The 14,253-nt window shown below is 53.7% G+C and carries 19 protein-coding genes; 5 read left to right on the top strand and 14 right to left on the bottom strand.

Going from position 1 to position 14,253, the window contains the following annotated elements; genetic code table 11:
• Positions 1 to 198 precede the first annotated feature (198 nt).
• From CLV80_RS14365 to folK, 11 genes are all read right to left on the bottom strand, one after another.
• A complete protein-coding gene (locus tag CLV80_RS14365) occupies positions 199 to 525 on the bottom strand; it encodes a DUF1491 family protein (RefSeq protein WP_106358624.1) in 327 nt (108 codons plus the stop codon).
• A 12-nt stretch (positions 526 to 537) separates the two neighbouring features.
• Positions 538 to 1,455, bottom strand: a complete 918-nt coding sequence (gene era / locus CLV80_RS14360; RefSeq protein ID WP_106358623.1) for a GTPase Era — start codon at positions 1,453 to 1,455, stop codon at positions 538 to 540.
• Positions 1,452 to 2,132, bottom strand: coding sequence for a ribonuclease III (rnc, locus tag CLV80_RS14355; RefSeq protein WP_106358622.1), 681 nt, complete (start codon positions 2,130 to 2,132; stop codon positions 1,452 to 1,454). The genes era and rnc overlap by 4 nt, the downstream gene beginning before the upstream one ends.
• The gene (gene lepB, locus CLV80_RS14350) at positions 2,129 to 2,962 is read right to left on the bottom strand and encodes a signal peptidase I (RefSeq protein WP_106358621.1); all 834 of its coding nucleotides are present in this window, start codon (positions 2,960 to 2,962) and stop codon (positions 2,129 to 2,131) included. Before lepB ends, rnc begins: the two co-directional genes overlap by 4 nt.
• A gap of 52 nt (positions 2,963 to 3,014) precedes the next feature.
• On the bottom strand, positions 3,015 to 3,416 hold the full coding sequence (acpS, locus tag CLV80_RS14345) for a holo-ACP synthase (RefSeq protein WP_106358620.1): 402 nt from the start codon (positions 3,414 to 3,416) through the stop codon (positions 3,015 to 3,017).
• A complete protein-coding gene (locus tag CLV80_RS14340) occupies positions 3,413 to 3,847 on the bottom strand; it encodes an ABZJ_00895 family protein (RefSeq protein WP_106358619.1) in 435 nt (144 codons plus the stop codon). The genes acpS and CLV80_RS14340 overlap by 4 nt, the downstream gene beginning before the upstream one ends.
• A 1-nt stretch (position 3,848) precedes the next feature.
• Positions 3,849 to 4,601: a pyridoxine 5'-phosphate synthase gene (locus CLV80_RS14335; RefSeq protein WP_106358618.1), complete on the bottom strand. Its 753-nt coding sequence runs from the start codon at positions 4,599 to 4,601 to the stop codon at positions 3,849 to 3,851.
• A gap of 32 nt (positions 4,602 to 4,633) precedes the next feature.
• On the bottom strand, positions 4,634 to 5,311 hold the full coding sequence (locus tag CLV80_RS14330) for a DUF2062 domain-containing protein (RefSeq protein WP_106358617.1): 678 nt from the start codon (positions 5,309 to 5,311) through the stop codon (positions 4,634 to 4,636).
• A gap of 24 nt (positions 5,312 to 5,335) precedes the next feature.
• The gene (locus tag CLV80_RS14325; RefSeq protein WP_106358616.1) at positions 5,336 to 7,468 is read right to left on the bottom strand and encodes a RelA/SpoT family protein; all 2,133 of its coding nucleotides are present in this window, start codon (positions 7,466 to 7,468) and stop codon (positions 5,336 to 5,338) included.
• A 39-nt stretch (positions 7,469 to 7,507) separates the two neighbouring features.
• Positions 7,508 to 7,861, bottom strand: a complete 354-nt coding sequence (gene rpoZ / locus CLV80_RS14320) for a DNA-directed RNA polymerase subunit omega (RefSeq protein ID WP_106358615.1) — start codon at positions 7,859 to 7,861, stop codon at positions 7,508 to 7,510.
• A 126-nt stretch (positions 7,862 to 7,987) separates the two neighbouring features.
• The gene (folK, locus tag CLV80_RS14315; protein WP_106358614.1) at positions 7,988 to 8,560 is read right to left on the bottom strand and encodes a 2-amino-4-hydroxy-6-hydroxymethyldihydropteridine diphosphokinase; all 573 of its coding nucleotides are present in this window, start codon (positions 8,558 to 8,560) and stop codon (positions 7,988 to 7,990) included.
• Positions 8,561 to 8,668: 108 nt separating this feature from the next.
• On the opposite strand from folK, the gene CLV80_RS14310 reads away from it, so the two are divergent.
• From CLV80_RS14310 to CLV80_RS14290, 5 genes are all read left to right on the top strand, one after another.
• Positions 8,669 to 9,247, top strand: coding sequence for a LabA-like NYN domain-containing protein (locus tag CLV80_RS14310; RefSeq protein WP_106358613.1), 579 nt, complete (start codon positions 8,669 to 8,671; stop codon positions 9,245 to 9,247).
• Positions 9,248 to 9,341: 94 nt separating this feature from the next.
• Entirely contained in the window at positions 9,342 to 10,292 is a 951-nt protein-coding gene (gene ispH, locus CLV80_RS14305; protein WP_106358612.1) for a 4-hydroxy-3-methylbut-2-enyl diphosphate reductase, read from the top strand.
• Positions 10,292 to 10,894, top strand: a complete 603-nt coding sequence (locus CLV80_RS14300) for a class I SAM-dependent DNA methyltransferase (RefSeq protein WP_106358611.1) — start codon at positions 10,292 to 10,294, stop codon at positions 10,892 to 10,894. The genes ispH and CLV80_RS14300 overlap by 1 nt, the downstream gene beginning before the upstream one ends.
• The gene (gene rnhA, locus CLV80_RS14295) at positions 10,887 to 11,339 is read left to right on the top strand and encodes a ribonuclease HI (protein WP_106358610.1); all 453 of its coding nucleotides are present in this window, start codon (positions 10,887 to 10,889) and stop codon (positions 11,337 to 11,339) included. Before CLV80_RS14300 ends, rnhA begins: the two co-directional genes overlap by 8 nt.
• On the top strand, positions 11,336 to 11,962 hold the full coding sequence (locus CLV80_RS14290) for a trimeric intracellular cation channel family protein (RefSeq protein ID WP_106358609.1): 627 nt from the start codon (positions 11,336 to 11,338) through the stop codon (positions 11,960 to 11,962). The genes rnhA and CLV80_RS14290 overlap by 4 nt, the downstream gene beginning before the upstream one ends.
• 55 nt (positions 11,963 to 12,017) lie before the next feature.
• Here CLV80_RS14290 and CLV80_RS14285 read toward each other — a convergent pair whose 3' ends face one another.
• Genes CLV80_RS14285 through CLV80_RS14275 form a run of 3 tightly spaced genes read right to left on the bottom strand, consistent with a single transcriptional unit; the run spans position 12,018 to position 14,150 of the window.
• A complete protein-coding gene (locus CLV80_RS14285) occupies positions 12,018 to 12,440 on the bottom strand; it encodes a hypothetical protein (protein ID WP_106358608.1) in 423 nt (140 codons plus the stop codon).
• 37 nt (positions 12,441 to 12,477) lie between these two features.
• Positions 12,478 to 13,455: an NAD(P)H-quinone oxidoreductase gene (locus tag CLV80_RS14280; RefSeq protein ID WP_106358607.1), complete on the bottom strand. Its 978-nt coding sequence runs from the start codon at positions 13,453 to 13,455 to the stop codon at positions 12,478 to 12,480.
• A complete protein-coding gene (locus CLV80_RS14275; protein ID WP_106358606.1) occupies positions 13,452 to 14,150 on the bottom strand; it encodes a COQ9 family protein in 699 nt (232 codons plus the stop codon). Before CLV80_RS14275 ends, CLV80_RS14280 begins: the two co-directional genes overlap by 4 nt.
• Positions 14,151 to 14,253 lie beyond the last annotated feature (103 nt).

Genomic DNA, 14,253 nt, shown 5'->3' with positions numbered 1-14,253 from the left:
CATGCTAGTAAAATCAGACGGTGACACCAGCCCACCAATCTGACGAAAGCCGGAAATATCTAGATCCAGGTGGTCCAAGGTTGGGGGCAAGTGCACCTGTACCGCGCTGTCTTTGTAGCAAAAGGTACTTAACAACCTGTTACGACGATGCCGCCAAACATCATCTTGCCTAAAATACTCCCGCCGGAGGCAAGAAGATTATTCTAAACCCGGTTCATCCAACAAGTGACGGCCCTGCCGGTCCTCGACTTCGATCACCCAGAGGTCAGGATCAAACCCACGTTGCTTGCTGATAGAGCTATCGACGGCCGCCTCATCACCCTCGGTCAAGACAACCCATTTGCGTTCACCCGTCATCAGGTCAAAGCTACGTTGATAGCATGACGCCTGCCCATCTAGCGTGTTCAGCTTTATCAGAACCGCCCCGGCAGTACTGTCACCGCGTGCAACGACGAAGGCAGGGATATCTAGCAAGCGTAGTCGTGTCAGATAGGCCGACACCCAGATGTCTGCTGTCAGCCGCATCAGTTTACAAGATCACGCATTGCCGTCTTTGAAATCGAGGCCCATCTCTGAATACCGCTCAGATTCCTCAAGCCAGTTTGGCCGCACCTTAACCTTAACGAAAAGGTGCACACGTCGGCCTAGGAATTCTTCCAACTCTAGCCGGGCGGCTTGGCTAACCGATTTGATCGTTTCGCCACCTTTGCCAAGGACGATACCCTTATGGCCATCGCGCGCGACATAGATCAGCTGATCAATCCGGGCAGAGCCATCGGGGCGTTCTTCCCAGTTTTCAGTCTCAACAGTCAGCTCATATGGCAGTTCTTGGTGCAGACGGAGCGTCAGCTTTTCGCGGGTCATTTCGGCTGCGATCATCCGCATTGGAAGGTCAGCGATTTGGTCTTCGGGGTATAGGTACGGTCCTTCCGGAACCTGCTCGACCAACCAGCTACGCAATGCGTCACAACCGTGACCACGTTCGGCAGAAATCATGAACGTTTCAGCAAAGGGATAGGCGTCGTTCATCTCTTTGGTCAACGCGAGCAGCACCTCGGATTTCACTTTGTCGATCTTGTTGATCGCCAGCGCGACCTTCGTCTTGCCAGCGCGTTCTTCAAGCGTTTCCAAGATCGCCTTTACGCCGTCAGTCATTCCGCGATGGGCTTCGATCAGCAAAACGACGATATCGGCATCAGCGGCACCGCCCCACGCGGCAGCGACCATCGCACGGTCAAGACGACGACGTGGTTTGAACAGGCCCGGCGTATCAACGAAGATAAGCTGCGCGTTTTCTTCCATCGCTACACCGCGAATACGGGCGCGTGTGGTTTGCACTTTATGGGTCACGATCGACACTTTCGCGCCAACCATACGGTTCAGCAGCGTCGATTTACCGGCATTCGGCTCACCGATTAGCGCAACGAATCCCGCTTTTGTTGGGGCATCAGTCATGACTTAACTTTCTTAAGAAGGGCTGTCGCAGCAGCCTGTTCGGCATTGCGCTTAGAACCAGCGGTCGCTTGCTCGGATGGACCGGATTCAAGGCGTACCTCAATGGTAAACACAGGTGCATGGTCAGGTCCAGTACGCGCGACCTCTACATATTGGGGTGGTACCTCGCCACGGGCTTGCGCCCATTCCTGCAACGCGGTTTTAGCATCCCTTGCATCAACGGCGACATTATCGATTCGCTTGCCCCACAGGCGCAGGACAGCTGAACGTGCAGCGTCAAATCCACCGTCTTGGTAGACGGCTGCGATCACAGCCTCCATCGCATCGGCCAGTAGCGCCTCTTTGCGGCGGCCACCGGATTTCATTTCGGAACGACCCAGCTTTAGCACAGCGCCCAGATCAATCTGTCGGGCGACATCGGCGCAAGCCTCGCGACGAACAAGCGCGTTATAGCGTGGTGCAAGCAACCCTTCGGGTGCGGATTGGTCGGCCAAAAGCAATGCCTCGGCCATCACCAGCCCCAACACACGGTCGCCCAAGAATTCTAGCCGCTGGTTATCATCCCGGTGCGGGCTGACCATCGACGAATGGGTTACAGCGCGTAACAACAGTTCTGGCTTTGCAAACTGATAGCCAAGCCGGTCGGAAAACGCAGAGAGTTCAGCTGAAATCTTCAATCGAGTGCCTTAAAGAAACGGTCGCTACGCCACGTCCAGAAAAAAAGCATGGACCGACCAGCAGATGAAAAGATAACCCGATCAGCGCGACCAATCAGGTCTTTGCGTTCAACGAAACCAACGCCGTTGCTTGATTGCGGGAAACGACTATCCGTAGAATTATCACGGTTGTCGCCCATAAAAAAGAATTCGCCTTCGGGAACAACAAACACCTGTGTGTTATCTTGGGGACGCGGGCCGCTGTTAAGAATGCTATGACGCACGCCATTCGGCAGCGTTTCGATCTGACGTTCTTTCACACAATCTGCGCCTTCGCCAACAACGCCATTGATACATGACGGACGGCGTCGTTCGGGGCCTTGCGGCTCCATCACTTCGATGAATGGGTCAGTATCCTCAACCACAACTGCCACATCATTGATATAAAGCAGCCCATCTTTCATCTGGATGCGATCACCCGGAACACCAATCAGGCGCTTAATGAAATCGCGGCCAGACACAGGATGGCGGAACACAACGATATCGCCACGCTCTGGATCTGAACCGAACAGGCGGTCGTCAAAGTCTTCTGCAAAACCACAAACATCGTCAGCCCCAATATTCAAGAAGGGCACAGATGGGCAGGACGCGTAGGAATAGCCATACGCCATCTTGTTCACGAACAAGAAATCACCGACCAACAATGTGTCTTTCATAGACCCCGAAGGAATCCAAAACGGCTGAAAGAATATGCTTCTGAAAATCCCGGCGATGACGAGCGCCCAGAAAACGGTTTTCACCGTCTCAATGATTGCACCTACAGGTCCAGTTTTTTCGGCTTGTTCGGCCATTCCAAATTCCTTTTTGGCGTTTGAGGCTTCATGAGGTGACGCGCCCCCCCTGTCAAGCGGCGGGGCGGGCCTCAATGACCACAAACGCTTGTGCCCAAGGGTGATCGTCGGTCAAAGTCACGTGAATGACGGCAGTGTGACCCGGTGGGGTCATTTCATCCAACCGTTCTTTAGCCCATCCAGTCACCTGCATCGTCGGCTGGCCGCTACGCAAATTGGTAACAGACATGTCCTTCCAAGAGATACCCATTGCCAACCCGGTGCCAAGCGCCTTTGAGCACGCTTCTTTCGCAGCCCAGCGTTTCGCATAGGTCCCGGCAATATCTTTACGACGCTCGGCCTTAGCTTGTTCAATTTCGGTGAAAACCCGATTACGAAAACGGTCTCCAAACCGGTCAAGCGTAGCGGAAATACGTTCGATATTCGCAAGATCGGTGCCTATACCTAAGATCATTTTGATCGCCCAGCTTCAATCGCCTTGAGCTGGTTTTTAGCCCCCATACGCAGGAATAAGAAATTGCAAAGCGCGATCATCAATATCATGAAAACAAACATGCCGATGATCAGTCCAATCGATGGCGGTGCATTCAATAGGATTTCATATCCCGGAACGTTGGTGACGACTGTCGCAGTAAAAAGCGCCAAGAAGCCAGCAGCGATAAGGGTCCCCACGATCACAAATGATTTAGTTTCTGCCCGCGTTGGAATTCGGTCATTGTGCACCGCGAACTTCTGCCCTTCGATCATCGCACCAGCAAGGGCTGGCGCAATTGCAACAAACCCGGTGGACAGGTTGATGCCGGTTAAATGCCGCAACAACCCAAGCAAGATCGGCAACCCGATGGTCAAGCCAATGACCACCCCAGTGTATCGCATATAGTTCATATCAAATCCCCGCCCGCGCCTCATCCATACAACGACGCATTGCTTGAATCGCTGGAGCAAGGCCACGGAATATTGCCTCACCAATGATGAAATGTCCGATGTTCAGTTCTTTGACTTGCGGCAGCACTGCGATTGGACCAACGCTGTCGTAGGTCAGGCCGTGGCCCACATGCACCTCTAGGCCCAGTTCATCAGCATAGGCCGCCATATCCGTGATTTTCGCCAACTCGCTATCGCGTACATCCCAACGTTCTTCGGCCCAAGCATCAGCATAGGCACCAGCGTGCAATTCGATCACTGGCGCGCCGATACGCGCGGCCGCTTCAACCTGCCGCTTATTAGCCGCAATGAATAGCGAAACGCGCGATCCCGCGTCCACAAACGGTTTAATATAATGCGCCAGCTTATTATCCTGCTGCGCAACTTCTAACCCGCCCTCGGTTGTCTTTTCTTCCCGTTTTTCTGGAACAAGACAAACCGCGTGGGGTTTATGGCGCAAAGCAATCGCCTGCATTTCATCAGTCGCAGCCATTTCAAAGTTCAACGGGATCGACAGTTGCGTCGCCAGCCGCTCAATATCGCTATCAACGATATGGCGACGGTCTTCGCGCAAATGGGCCGTGATGCCATCCGCACCCGCCTGTTCCGCGATCAAGGCCGCGCGCACAGGATCAGGAACATCGCCACCACGCGCGTTCCGCACCGTCGCGACATGATCAATGTTTACACCAAGACGCAATTTATCATGTGTCATCTACGTTCCCCTTTTCACTTAGGAAGCTAGGATTATCCGCGATTGTCGCCACTCTCTGTATCGGGCTTTTTATTGAGCTGACTTAACTTGTTACGCAAGGCCTTGCGGCGGCGGTTCTGGTGGCCGGTGATTAAAGGTACACAAATGTAATAAGCCAAAGCACCACAAATGATGCCTGGAATGATGCCACCAACCAAATACGGCAAAAACACCTCGTGATAGAATTCAGCCAACCCATGCCAATCCGGGGTCGCACTGGTGAACATCGCCATGAAGTTATGTGAAATGTCGGAAAACGCGCTGCCAAACCGGCATCCTAAGCCGCAGAAATTAGGGTCTCGGTGGCCAAAACCAAACAGCGCCGCGTTGAATGGGCGACCTAACAACCAATGCCCGGCAGACAGCGCCGTAACACCAATCGGGATATAGGTTAGCGGGTTGCCAAAGAAAGTCCCCAGCAGCGCTGCAAAGATATTCCCACGCATGGCACGCGCAATAAGCGCGGCAATGACAAAGTGAATACCATAAAACGGTGTGAAAGAGGTGAACACCCCAGCGGCAATCCCACGCGATATTTTCTCTGGCGTGTCAGGCAGCCGCTGCACGCGGTGTTTGACATATTCAAACGCGCGGGCCCACCCGCCACGGGGATAGAAAAAGTCGAGCACGATCTGCCAGATCGGTCGCCTATCCCTGCGCTTAAACACCAAAACCTTTATTCCTTCGACAACGAATTAGCTGCGCCTCAAATTTGCGAGCGCGGGATCACGATGCCGCACGATGGACGACACATTACTTTCGGCCTCTAGGGCAGTCATAACACGATGCAGATGCTCTGCATCACGCAAATCAACGTCAATCAAAAGCCTAAAATAATCAGGTTTGCGATCAATAAACCTAAGATCAGAGATATTGGCGTTTTGCTCGCCTATCAATGTGCAAATTCGTCCCAGCACACCAGAATCGTTTGTGATGGCGACATCGAAAGTCACAGTATTTACAGCAGCATGCGTTCCCTCGTGCCAATGCAAATCAACCCAACGTTCCGGCTGGTCCTCGTAATCGGCCAGCGCTTCGCAGTCGATGGCGTGCACAACAACACCCTGACCTCTGTAGGTGATCCCCAGAATACGTTCGCCGGGCACGGGCTGACAACATGGACCACGCCGTTGCACCTGATCAGCAGCAAGCCCTACAACCGCGCGTTTTTCGTCTACTTCATCGCCGTCACGCGCCTCAAGCTCTGGATAGATGGCGCGCACGACTTCTCTGCCAGTGATTTCAGCGCTACCCAACTGCGCAAGCAGCTCATCGACATCCGCAATGGCAAGCGCCTTAGCGGCAGTGCGCAGCGCCTTATCCGTGGCCTTTTTGCCGACGTTTTCGAACGCGACCCGCGCCAGTTCACGGCCAAGACGCACGAAACGCCCGCGATCTTCTTCGCGCAGGCTTCGGCGGATGGCCGTTTTGGCGCGCCCAGTCACGGCGATCTCGATCCAAGTTGCTTGCGGGGTTTGGCCCTCGGCGGTGATCACCTCAACCGATTGACCATTTTTCAAACGGGTCCAAAGCGGCACCCGGATGCCATCAACCTTTGCCCCCACGCAAGCAGACCCGATTCGCGTATGGATCGCATAGGCAAAATCAATCGGCGTCGCGCCGCGTGGCAGCTTAATCACGTCACCCTTAGGGGTGAAACAGAACACCTGATCGTTGTACATCTCAAGCTTAACGGCCTCGAGAAACTCATCGTGGTCCTGATCTTCATCCAACCGTTCAGTCAGGGACGCGATCCAGCGTACCGGGTCAACAGCAAAGCGGTTTTCAACAAGTTCACCGTTCTTATAAGACCAATGTGCCGCCACACCCGTTTCGGCAACTTCGTGCATCTCACGCGTTCTGACCTGCACTTCGACTTGCTTACCATCGCGGCCAGAAACTGTCGTATGGATCGAACGATAGCCGTTGCTTTTGGGTTGGCTGATATAATCTTTGAACCGGCCCGGCACAGCGCGCCAACGCTGGTGAATTGCACCCAGAACGCGATAACAATCAGCCTCTGTCGCAACAATAATACGAAAACCGTAGATGTCAGAAAGGCGGCTAAAGCTCTTTTCCTTTTCCTGCATCTTGCGCCAGATCGAATAGGGCTTTTTGGCACGGCCCGTAACTTCGGCCTGAATGTTTGCCTTTTCCAATTCGACCCGCATATCGGCCGTAATCTTTTGCACCACGTCACCCGCCTCACGTTGAAGCGTGATAAAGCGGCGAATGATTGAACTGCGTGCTTCGGGATTAAGAACCTTGAACGACAGATCCTCTAGCTCTTCGCGCATCCACTGCATACCCATACGTCCAGCCAAAGGAGCAAAGATATCCATCGTTTCTCGGGCTTTTTGGGCCTGCTTTTCCGGGCGCATCGATTTAATCGTGCGCATGTTGTGAAGACGGTCGGCCAGCTTTACCAGCGTTACACGCAAATCGCGTGAAGTCGCCATGAATAGCTTGCGAAAGTTTTCGGCCTGTTTGGTCTGCGTCGATGTCAACTGCAGGTTGGTCAGTTTCGTAACACCATCAACCAGATCAGCAATTTCACGGCTAAAGCGCTTTTCGACTTCTGCAAATGACGCTTTGGTATCTTCGATAGTGTCATGCAAAAGGGCAGTAACAAGCGTCGCATCATCCATCTGCTGCTCAGCAAGAATACATGTCACAGCGATAGGATGGGTAAAATAGGGCTCGCCGGAATGGCGAAACTGCCCTTCGTGCATTTCAGCACCAAAGGCATATGCGTCGCGCAACAGCGCCTGATTCGTATTTGGGTTATAAGCGCGGACCAGAGAGATCAGTTCGTCAGCAGTCGTCATCTGGTCCCGCACCTATTTGTGTAGGCCGGCAAAGGCCTATTAGCGTTGCCCTTGCGCTTCCATCAGCGCGCGCAGCAGTTTTTCTTCGGACATGTCGTCTTCGACAGGTTTGTCAGCTTCTGCACCCATCAGCAAAGACATGCTGTCTTCTTCTGGCTCATCAACTTCGATTTGTGTCTGGTTTGCTTCGATCATGCGCTCGCGCAGGTCGTCAGCTTGCTGGGTTTCGTCAGCAATTTCACGCAGTGACACAACTGGGTTTTTATCATTGTCGCGGGCAACTGTAAGCGGAGCGCCAGCAGCAATTTCGCGGGCACGGTGGGCCGCAAGCATCACAAGATCAAAACGGTTAGGAACTTTATCGACGCAATCTTCTACGGTAACGCGGGCCATGGGCGTACTCCAGTCAGACAAGGGGACTTAGCAAGAGGCTTATCTATTGCCAAAATTTAAGATTGACAAGAGGCCGAACCCGGATGGAACCATAAAATTCGCCGCATGCACAAGCGTCAAACTCCGCTAATCCACACGCACAACAGATTCCAACTCCTCTGGTGGCAGCGCATTACGCATTTCACGCACCGTTTTGCCGAAAACGGGATGCACCCAGTTCGGCGCCACATCACATAGCGGAACCAAGACAAAACTGCGGTCCTGCAATCGCGGGTGCGGCAAAACCAATCGATCTGGCGCCTGTGCTTGTTGATCAGCCAACGCCAAATCGCGCCAATAAGAATACGTCAGGACATCCGGTAAAACCAACGCATCGACGGCAATTAAATCCAAGTCCAATGTGCGCTGCCCCCACCGTTTATCTCGCACGCGATGCGCCTCAGATTCAATTTTGTGCAATTCTACTAGTAATTCGTCGGGTGACAGATTCGTGTTTATCACCATTGCGGCATTAAAAAAGTCAGGCCCCGCGCCTTTTGGAAATGCCGGATTCCTGTATAAATCGCTCGAATAATGATGTTTCACTGACATATCAGCGACAAATTTCATTGCTTTTTGTACAGTTTCCCTAGGGTCACCAAAAATTGAATTTTCGTTGCTACCAAAGGCGATAAGCGCCAAACTAAGATTATTCGTCATATTCGCCACTTGTCAGGTTTCGCGAAAACATTACAATATTCGAACCCTTGCACAATACATACCACTCACTGAGTGCGGGGCGCGCGAACAATTTTGAAAGGAAATTTCATGTTTTATCGGGACGAGCGGCTTGCGCTCTTCATCGATGGCTCAAATCTTTATGCAGCCGCTAAATCCCTTGGCTTTGACATCGATTATAAACTTCTTCGCCAAGAGTTTATGCGTCGTGGCAAAATGCTTCGGGCTTTCTATTACACAGCCCTGCTTGAGAACGATGAATACTCACCGATCCGACCACTCGTGGATTGGCTTCACTACAACGGCTTCACGATGGTAACGAAGCCCGCGAAAGAATACACTGACAGCATGGGCCGCCGTAAGGTTAAAGGCAACATGGACATCGAGCTTGCCGTTGACGCAATGGAACTTGCGCCGCATGTCGATCACGTTGTGCTTTTCTCTGGCGACGGCGATTTCCGTCCGCTGATCGAAGCGCTCCAACGTAAAGGTGTCCGCGTTTCCGTGGTTTCTACGATCCGTAGCCAGCCACCAATGATCTCGGACGAACTACGCCGTCAGGCCGACAACTTTATAGAGCTTGATGAACTGCGTGATGTGGTGGGCCGCCCTACCCGTGAACCACGCCCAGAGTTCGCTGAAGAAGCAGCCGCGACCGAAGAAAGCTAATAACATTGGCGTCAGGCGGGCAACTGTCTGACGCCATCCTCTGGACGCCACGGCGTCAAAGTCTTACCTCTGTAGCAACCGCCGGAGGATACAGATGAACAAGCCCCCTCTTACCCTATACCTTGCCGCCCCGCGCGGCTTTTGCGCAGGCGTAGACCGCGCAATTAAGATCGTCGAAATGGCGATCGAAAAATGGGGTGCGCCCGTCTATGTGCGGCACGAAATCGTCCACAACAAATTCGTCGTAGATAGCCTGCGTGATTTGGGCGCGGTGTTTGTCGAAGAACTTGACGAATGCCCGGATGACCGCCCCGTAATCTTTTCCGCGCACGGCGTCCCCAAGGCCGTTCCAGCCGCCGCCGCAAAACGCGAAATGATCTATGTCGATGCCACCTGCCCGCTGGTGTCCAAGGTCCATATCGAGGCACAGCGCCACGCCGATAACGGCCTTCAAATGATCATGATTGGCCATGCAGGCCACCCCGAAACCGTTGGAACCATGGGACAATTACCTGACGGAGAGGTCCTGTTGGTCGAAACCGTCGAAGACGTCGCAACAGTGCAGGTCCGCAATCCAGAACAGCTTGCATTCGTGACTCAAACCACCCTATCGGTCGACGACACGATCGACATCGTCGCGGCGCTGAACGCCCGCTTCCCCAAGATCGTCGGCCCCCACAAAGAAGACATCTGTTACGCGACCACCAACCGCCAAGAATCCGTCAAAGCGATCGCACCCAAATGCGATGCGATCCTTGTGGTCGGCGCACCGAATTCATCAAACTCCAAACGATTGGTCGAGGTAGGCGCCCGCGCAGGCTGCGCCTATTCTCAACTCGTGCAACGCGCGACCGACATCGACTGGCGTGCGATTGATGGCATCAAAACGATGGGGATCACTGCCGGGGCGTCCGCCCCCGAAGTCCTGATCAACGAAGTCATCGACGCGTTCCGCGACAAGTACGACGTCACGGTTGAACTGGTGGAAACCGCCAAAGAAAACGTCGAATTCAAAGTCCCGCGCGTGTTGCGCGAACCGGCATAATGCCAGACGCGAAAACAATCGCGATCTATAATGAAAAAGCAGCGGAATATGCGGCGCTGACCAAAACCGCCAAACCCGACGCGTCGCTTCAGGCATTTATCGACCTGATGCCCGAAGGTGGGCGCGTGCTCGATCTAGGTTGCGGCCCAGCGACAGCTTCGGTGCATATGCGCGCTGCCGGACTGTCACCTGATCCTGTCGATGCTTCTCCTCGGATGATCGAATTTGCCAATCAAAACCACAACATCGGTGCGCGCTTAGCTACATTTGATGAAATCATCGGGACGGACGAATACGATGGTGTCTGGGCCAGCTTCAGCCTCCTGCACGCACCAAGGCAGAAGCTGCCAGAGCACTTTTCCGCCATCCATCAGTCGTTAAAACCTGCAGGCATTCTTCATCTTGGCATGAAGACAGGGTCCGGCACCGCCCGCGACGCCATAGAACGGCTCTATACCTATGTCAGCATTGATGAACTCAAAAACATGCTAACCAACGCCGGCTTTGCCATTGTTTTCACGCGTGAAGGCGTTGAAAAGGGGCTCGCTGGAACCGCCGACCCATTCGTTATTATGCGCGCCAAGAAAGAGACCAATGCCTGAACTATTCGCCTACACTGACGGAGCCTGCTCCGGTAATCCTGGCCCCGGCGGTTGGGGTGCTCTTTTGATCGCACGCGACGGCGATAAGGTTCTAAAAGAACGCGAATTGAATGGTGGCGAGGCCCACACAACCAACAACAAGATGGAACTGCTTGCCGCAATCACCACGCTTGAAACGCTGGACCGCCCAACCAAACTGACCATCGTGACCGACAGTTCTTATGTCAAAGATGGGATCACTGGCTGGATCCACGGATGGAAGAAACGCGGCTGGAAAACCGCTAGCAACAAACCCGTCAAAAACGAAGACCTGTGGCGCAGGCTTGATGCCGCAGTACAGACACATGACGTGACGTGGGAATGGGTTAAGGGGCACGCCGGACACCCAGAAAATGAACGCGCTGATGAACTCGCGCGCGCGGGCATGGCCCCGTTCAAGAAATGACACTGCTCGCATTCCTCGATTACGCATCGGTGTTTGTGTTTGCACTCACAGGCGCGCTGGTCGCCAGCCGCGCGCAGCTAGACTTGGTCGGGTTTGTCTTCATCGCCAGCCTGACAGCTGTCGGCGGCGGGACCTTGCGCGACATCATCCTAAATCGGGACGTCGTGTTCTGGGTCGATCACCCCGCCTACATTGGGGTTGCGGCGCTGGCAGCGCTACTGGTTTTCCTGACCGCCCACCTGCTGGAAAGCAGATATAAAACCATTTTGTGGCTAGACGCATGTGCGCTTGCCGTCGCCGTACCGGCTGGCGTCGCAGTCGCGCTCGCGACCAATCAGCCACCCAGCATCGTGATCATCATGGGCATCATCACCGGCTGCTTTGGCGGGCTGATGCGCGACGTGGTCTGCAACGAAGTCCCATTGGTGCTAAAACAAGGTGAACTATACGTCACCTGCGCAATGGCCGGCGGCATCGCAGCCTCAATCGCGCTTTACTTCGACATCCCAGAACCGACTGCACTCCTCATCTGCGCAGGAAGCGCCTTCGCCCTCCGCGCGGGGAGCATCCAATTCGGCTGGCACCTCCCCGTCTACAAAGCCTATCCACCGCGGCAAAAGTAGAGCTAAGGGACAGCATCTACCAACTCGTCGCAGATGTTAAATTGAAGCACCCGATTTACGAAGTGGCGTATCCAATACAACGAACACCCTCAAAAACGACGTAGGTCTCGTCGGAATAAACCATATTGTCTTCAATTTCCCTTATATCTGTTTCAGGGCAAGTTATGCGGATCGCAGACCGTGCCAAATCTAGCCGTTCCCCTTGATCCGCGATAGCCGCAGCAAAAAATATCTCGATATCACTTCTGAAATAGTCTGCATGCCCGACTACCCCATTTGGGTGTATGACTTCCGTTCCGACCAACTCGCGAACCGCTCGCAAGGATACCCGCGGTCTAAACGATAATGTATTTTTGTAATATGGTGATAAGCGTTCGTAATACCATGCCTCAGAATACCCCGTCCGGTCCTGATGTACTGCACAGCCCGAAAAGGCCAGAACGGACAGCACCGCTATTTTGCTTTTCACTTTGTTCATAGCCACGCCCACTTAGCGGTTTGGTATCGCCAACTTGTCAGGTACCGACGCGCAGAACAATCTTTCCAATATGCGCACTGCTTTCCATCCGCGCGTGGGCCAGTGCTGCGTCCTCAATGGCGAATTCCTGATCCATGACAGGGGTAACTTTGCCCGCTTCAATCAACGGCCACACCTTGGATCGTAGTTGATCCGCGATACGTGCTTTGGCTAAATCCGACTGCGGGCGCAGGGTTGATCCGGTCACTGTCAAACGCCGCATCATAAGTTGCATCAGGTTCAATTCGACCTTTGGCCCTTGCAGAAACGCGATCTGGACCAGCCGGCCGTCATCAGCCAAGGATTTCAGGTTTCGCTGAATATAAGGGCCTCCGACCATATCAAGGATCAGATCAGCCCCACCAACAGCTTGCATTTTTTCAACAAAATCGACGTCGCGATAGTTGAACGCAGCTTCGGCACCCAAGTCGACGCACGCCCTGCATTTTTCGTCGCTTCCAGCGGTGGTAAACACGCGTGCGCCAAAAGCTTTGGCCAGTTGGATCGCCGTCGTCCCGATCCCTGAACTGCCCCCATGTACCAAGAACCGTTCGCCCGCCTGCAAGCCACCGCGCATGAACACGTTAGACCAAACAGTGAAAAACGTTTCCGGCAAACAAGCCGATTGCGCCATACTAAGGCCTGCGGGGACACGCAAACAATGTGCAGCAGGTGTCGTGACATATTCAGCGTACCCCCCGCCCGGCAACAGCGCACAAACCTGATCACCGACAGCAACCGATGTAACACCTGCACCCACGGCGACAACTTCACCAGATGCTTCTAGCCCCGGAAGATCGCTCGCATTCTTAGGTGGATTATACAGCCCCGCCCGTTGCAATGCATCCGGTCGGTTCACCCCAGCAAACGCGACCTTAATCAATACATCATCATGGGCAGGCTCTGGCATCGGCCGATCAACTAACGTCAGTACATCCGGCCCACCGGGCTGGGAAATCTCAACGGCCTTCATCATTGCGGATCCTTCCAAACACCCGGCAAGTCATCGGGGACTGATCCCGCAGGGGCCCGTACGCCGGATAGAATTTTACCTAACGATCCCGTGAACGGCTTTAGCAATGGGCTTGCATTCACCTGCGCCTTCACCTTCTCGAATTTCATGACATCATCAATACGGCGGTCGATAAATGCATCAGTCGCCTGACCGTCCAAACTGTCGTCGCCCAGCCAATATAAAACAACAGACGCATACACAGCAGAAAGGGTCATGCGCTTGCTATACCAATTCACATCACGTGACGTATCACCAAGCGCATTCCAAATCGCATCAGCAGTGCCCCAGATCAACTTTGCCCCATCCGCCGCCATATGGGGCATCGCAAATAATGTCGTACCCCGGCGCACAGCTTCTTTATCATCAACGGCGGATAAACGCAGCCGAATCGCTGTCGCAACCTTGTCACGAAACCTTAGTTCAGACATATCGGTAGCCATCAAACCTGCGACCATCGCTGCGTCACCTTGCTGATGAAACGCAATCGCCAAATCAACTGCGCCACGCGGGCAGCTTGCCTTCGCTTCCGCGTCCGGAATTCCCACGTCACTAACAGCCATCTTAAACGCGGCGGGCGACCAGCCATCAAAGGCGACATGCGGTAGTATCGCATCCAATAACTTTGCCTTATCAGATGTAATAGCAGTCTTAGTCATCGGTATTCTCCTCACGGCCACGGGTACTAGACAAACTAGCCCACCTTTGCTATCTGCCCACTTCCTGCAATTTTTGCAAATCCAACTTAGAGAGGTGGTGAAA

The organism is Yoonia maritima (assembly GCF_003003285.1).
GTDB lineage: Bacteria > Pseudomonadota > Alphaproteobacteria > Rhodobacterales > Rhodobacteraceae > Yoonia > Yoonia maritima.
The sequence above is the reverse complement of the archived record's forward strand: the minus strand, read 5'-3'. Positions and strand labels throughout refer to the sequence as shown.

Coding starts and splice junctions, on each gene's coding strand:
- CLV80_RS14365 (WP_106358624.1), bottom strand. CDS start 525: ATGCGGCTGACAGCAGACATCTGGGTGTCGGCCTATCTGACACGACTA.
- era (WP_106358623.1), bottom strand. CDS start 1,455: ATGACTGATGCCCCAACAAAAGCGGGATTCGTTGCGCTAATCGGTGAG.
- lepB (WP_106358621.1), bottom strand. CDS start 2,962: ATGGCCGAACAAGCCGAAAAAACTGGACCTGTAGGTGCAATCATTGAG.
- acpS (WP_106358620.1), bottom strand. CDS start 3,416: ATGATCTTAGGTATAGGCACCGATCTTGCGAATATCGAACGTATTTCC.
- CLV80_RS14340 (WP_106358619.1), bottom strand. CDS start 3,847: ATGAACTATATGCGATACACTGGGGTGGTCATTGGCTTGACCATCGGG.
- CLV80_RS14335 (WP_106358618.1), bottom strand. CDS start 4,601: ATGACACATGATAAATTGCGTCTTGGTGTAAACATTGATCATGTCGCG.
- CLV80_RS14325 (WP_106358616.1), bottom strand. CDS start 7,468: ATGACGACTGCTGACGAACTGATCTCTCTGGTCCGCGCTTATAACCCA.
- rpoZ (WP_106358615.1), bottom strand. CDS start 7,861: ATGGCCCGCGTTACCGTAGAAGATTGCGTCGATAAAGTTCCTAACCGT.
- folK (WP_106358614.1), bottom strand. CDS start 8,560: ATGACGAATAATCTTAGTTTGGCGCTTATCGCCTTTGGTAGCAACGAA.
- CLV80_RS14310 (WP_106358613.1), top strand. CDS start 8,669: ATGTTTTATCGGGACGAGCGGCTTGCGCTCTTCATCGATGGCTCAAAT.
- ispH (WP_106358612.1), top strand. CDS start 9,342: ATGAACAAGCCCCCTCTTACCCTATACCTTGCCGCCCCGCGCGGCTTT.
- CLV80_RS14300 (WP_106358611.1), top strand. CDS start 10,292: ATGCCAGACGCGAAAACAATCGCGATCTATAATGAAAAAGCAGCGGAA.
- rnhA (WP_106358610.1), top strand. CDS start 10,887: ATGCCTGAACTATTCGCCTACACTGACGGAGCCTGCTCCGGTAATCCT.
- CLV80_RS14290 (WP_106358609.1), top strand. CDS start 11,336: ATGACACTGCTCGCATTCCTCGATTACGCATCGGTGTTTGTGTTTGCA.
- CLV80_RS14285 (WP_106358608.1), bottom strand. CDS start 12,440: ATGAACAAAGTGAAAAGCAAAATAGCGGTGCTGTCCGTTCTGGCCTTT.
- CLV80_RS14280 (WP_106358607.1), bottom strand. CDS start 13,455: ATGATGAAGGCCGTTGAGATTTCCCAGCCCGGTGGGCCGGATGTACTG.
- CLV80_RS14275 (WP_106358606.1), bottom strand. CDS start 14,150: ATGACTAAGACTGCTATTACATCTGATAAGGCAAAGTTATTGGATGCG.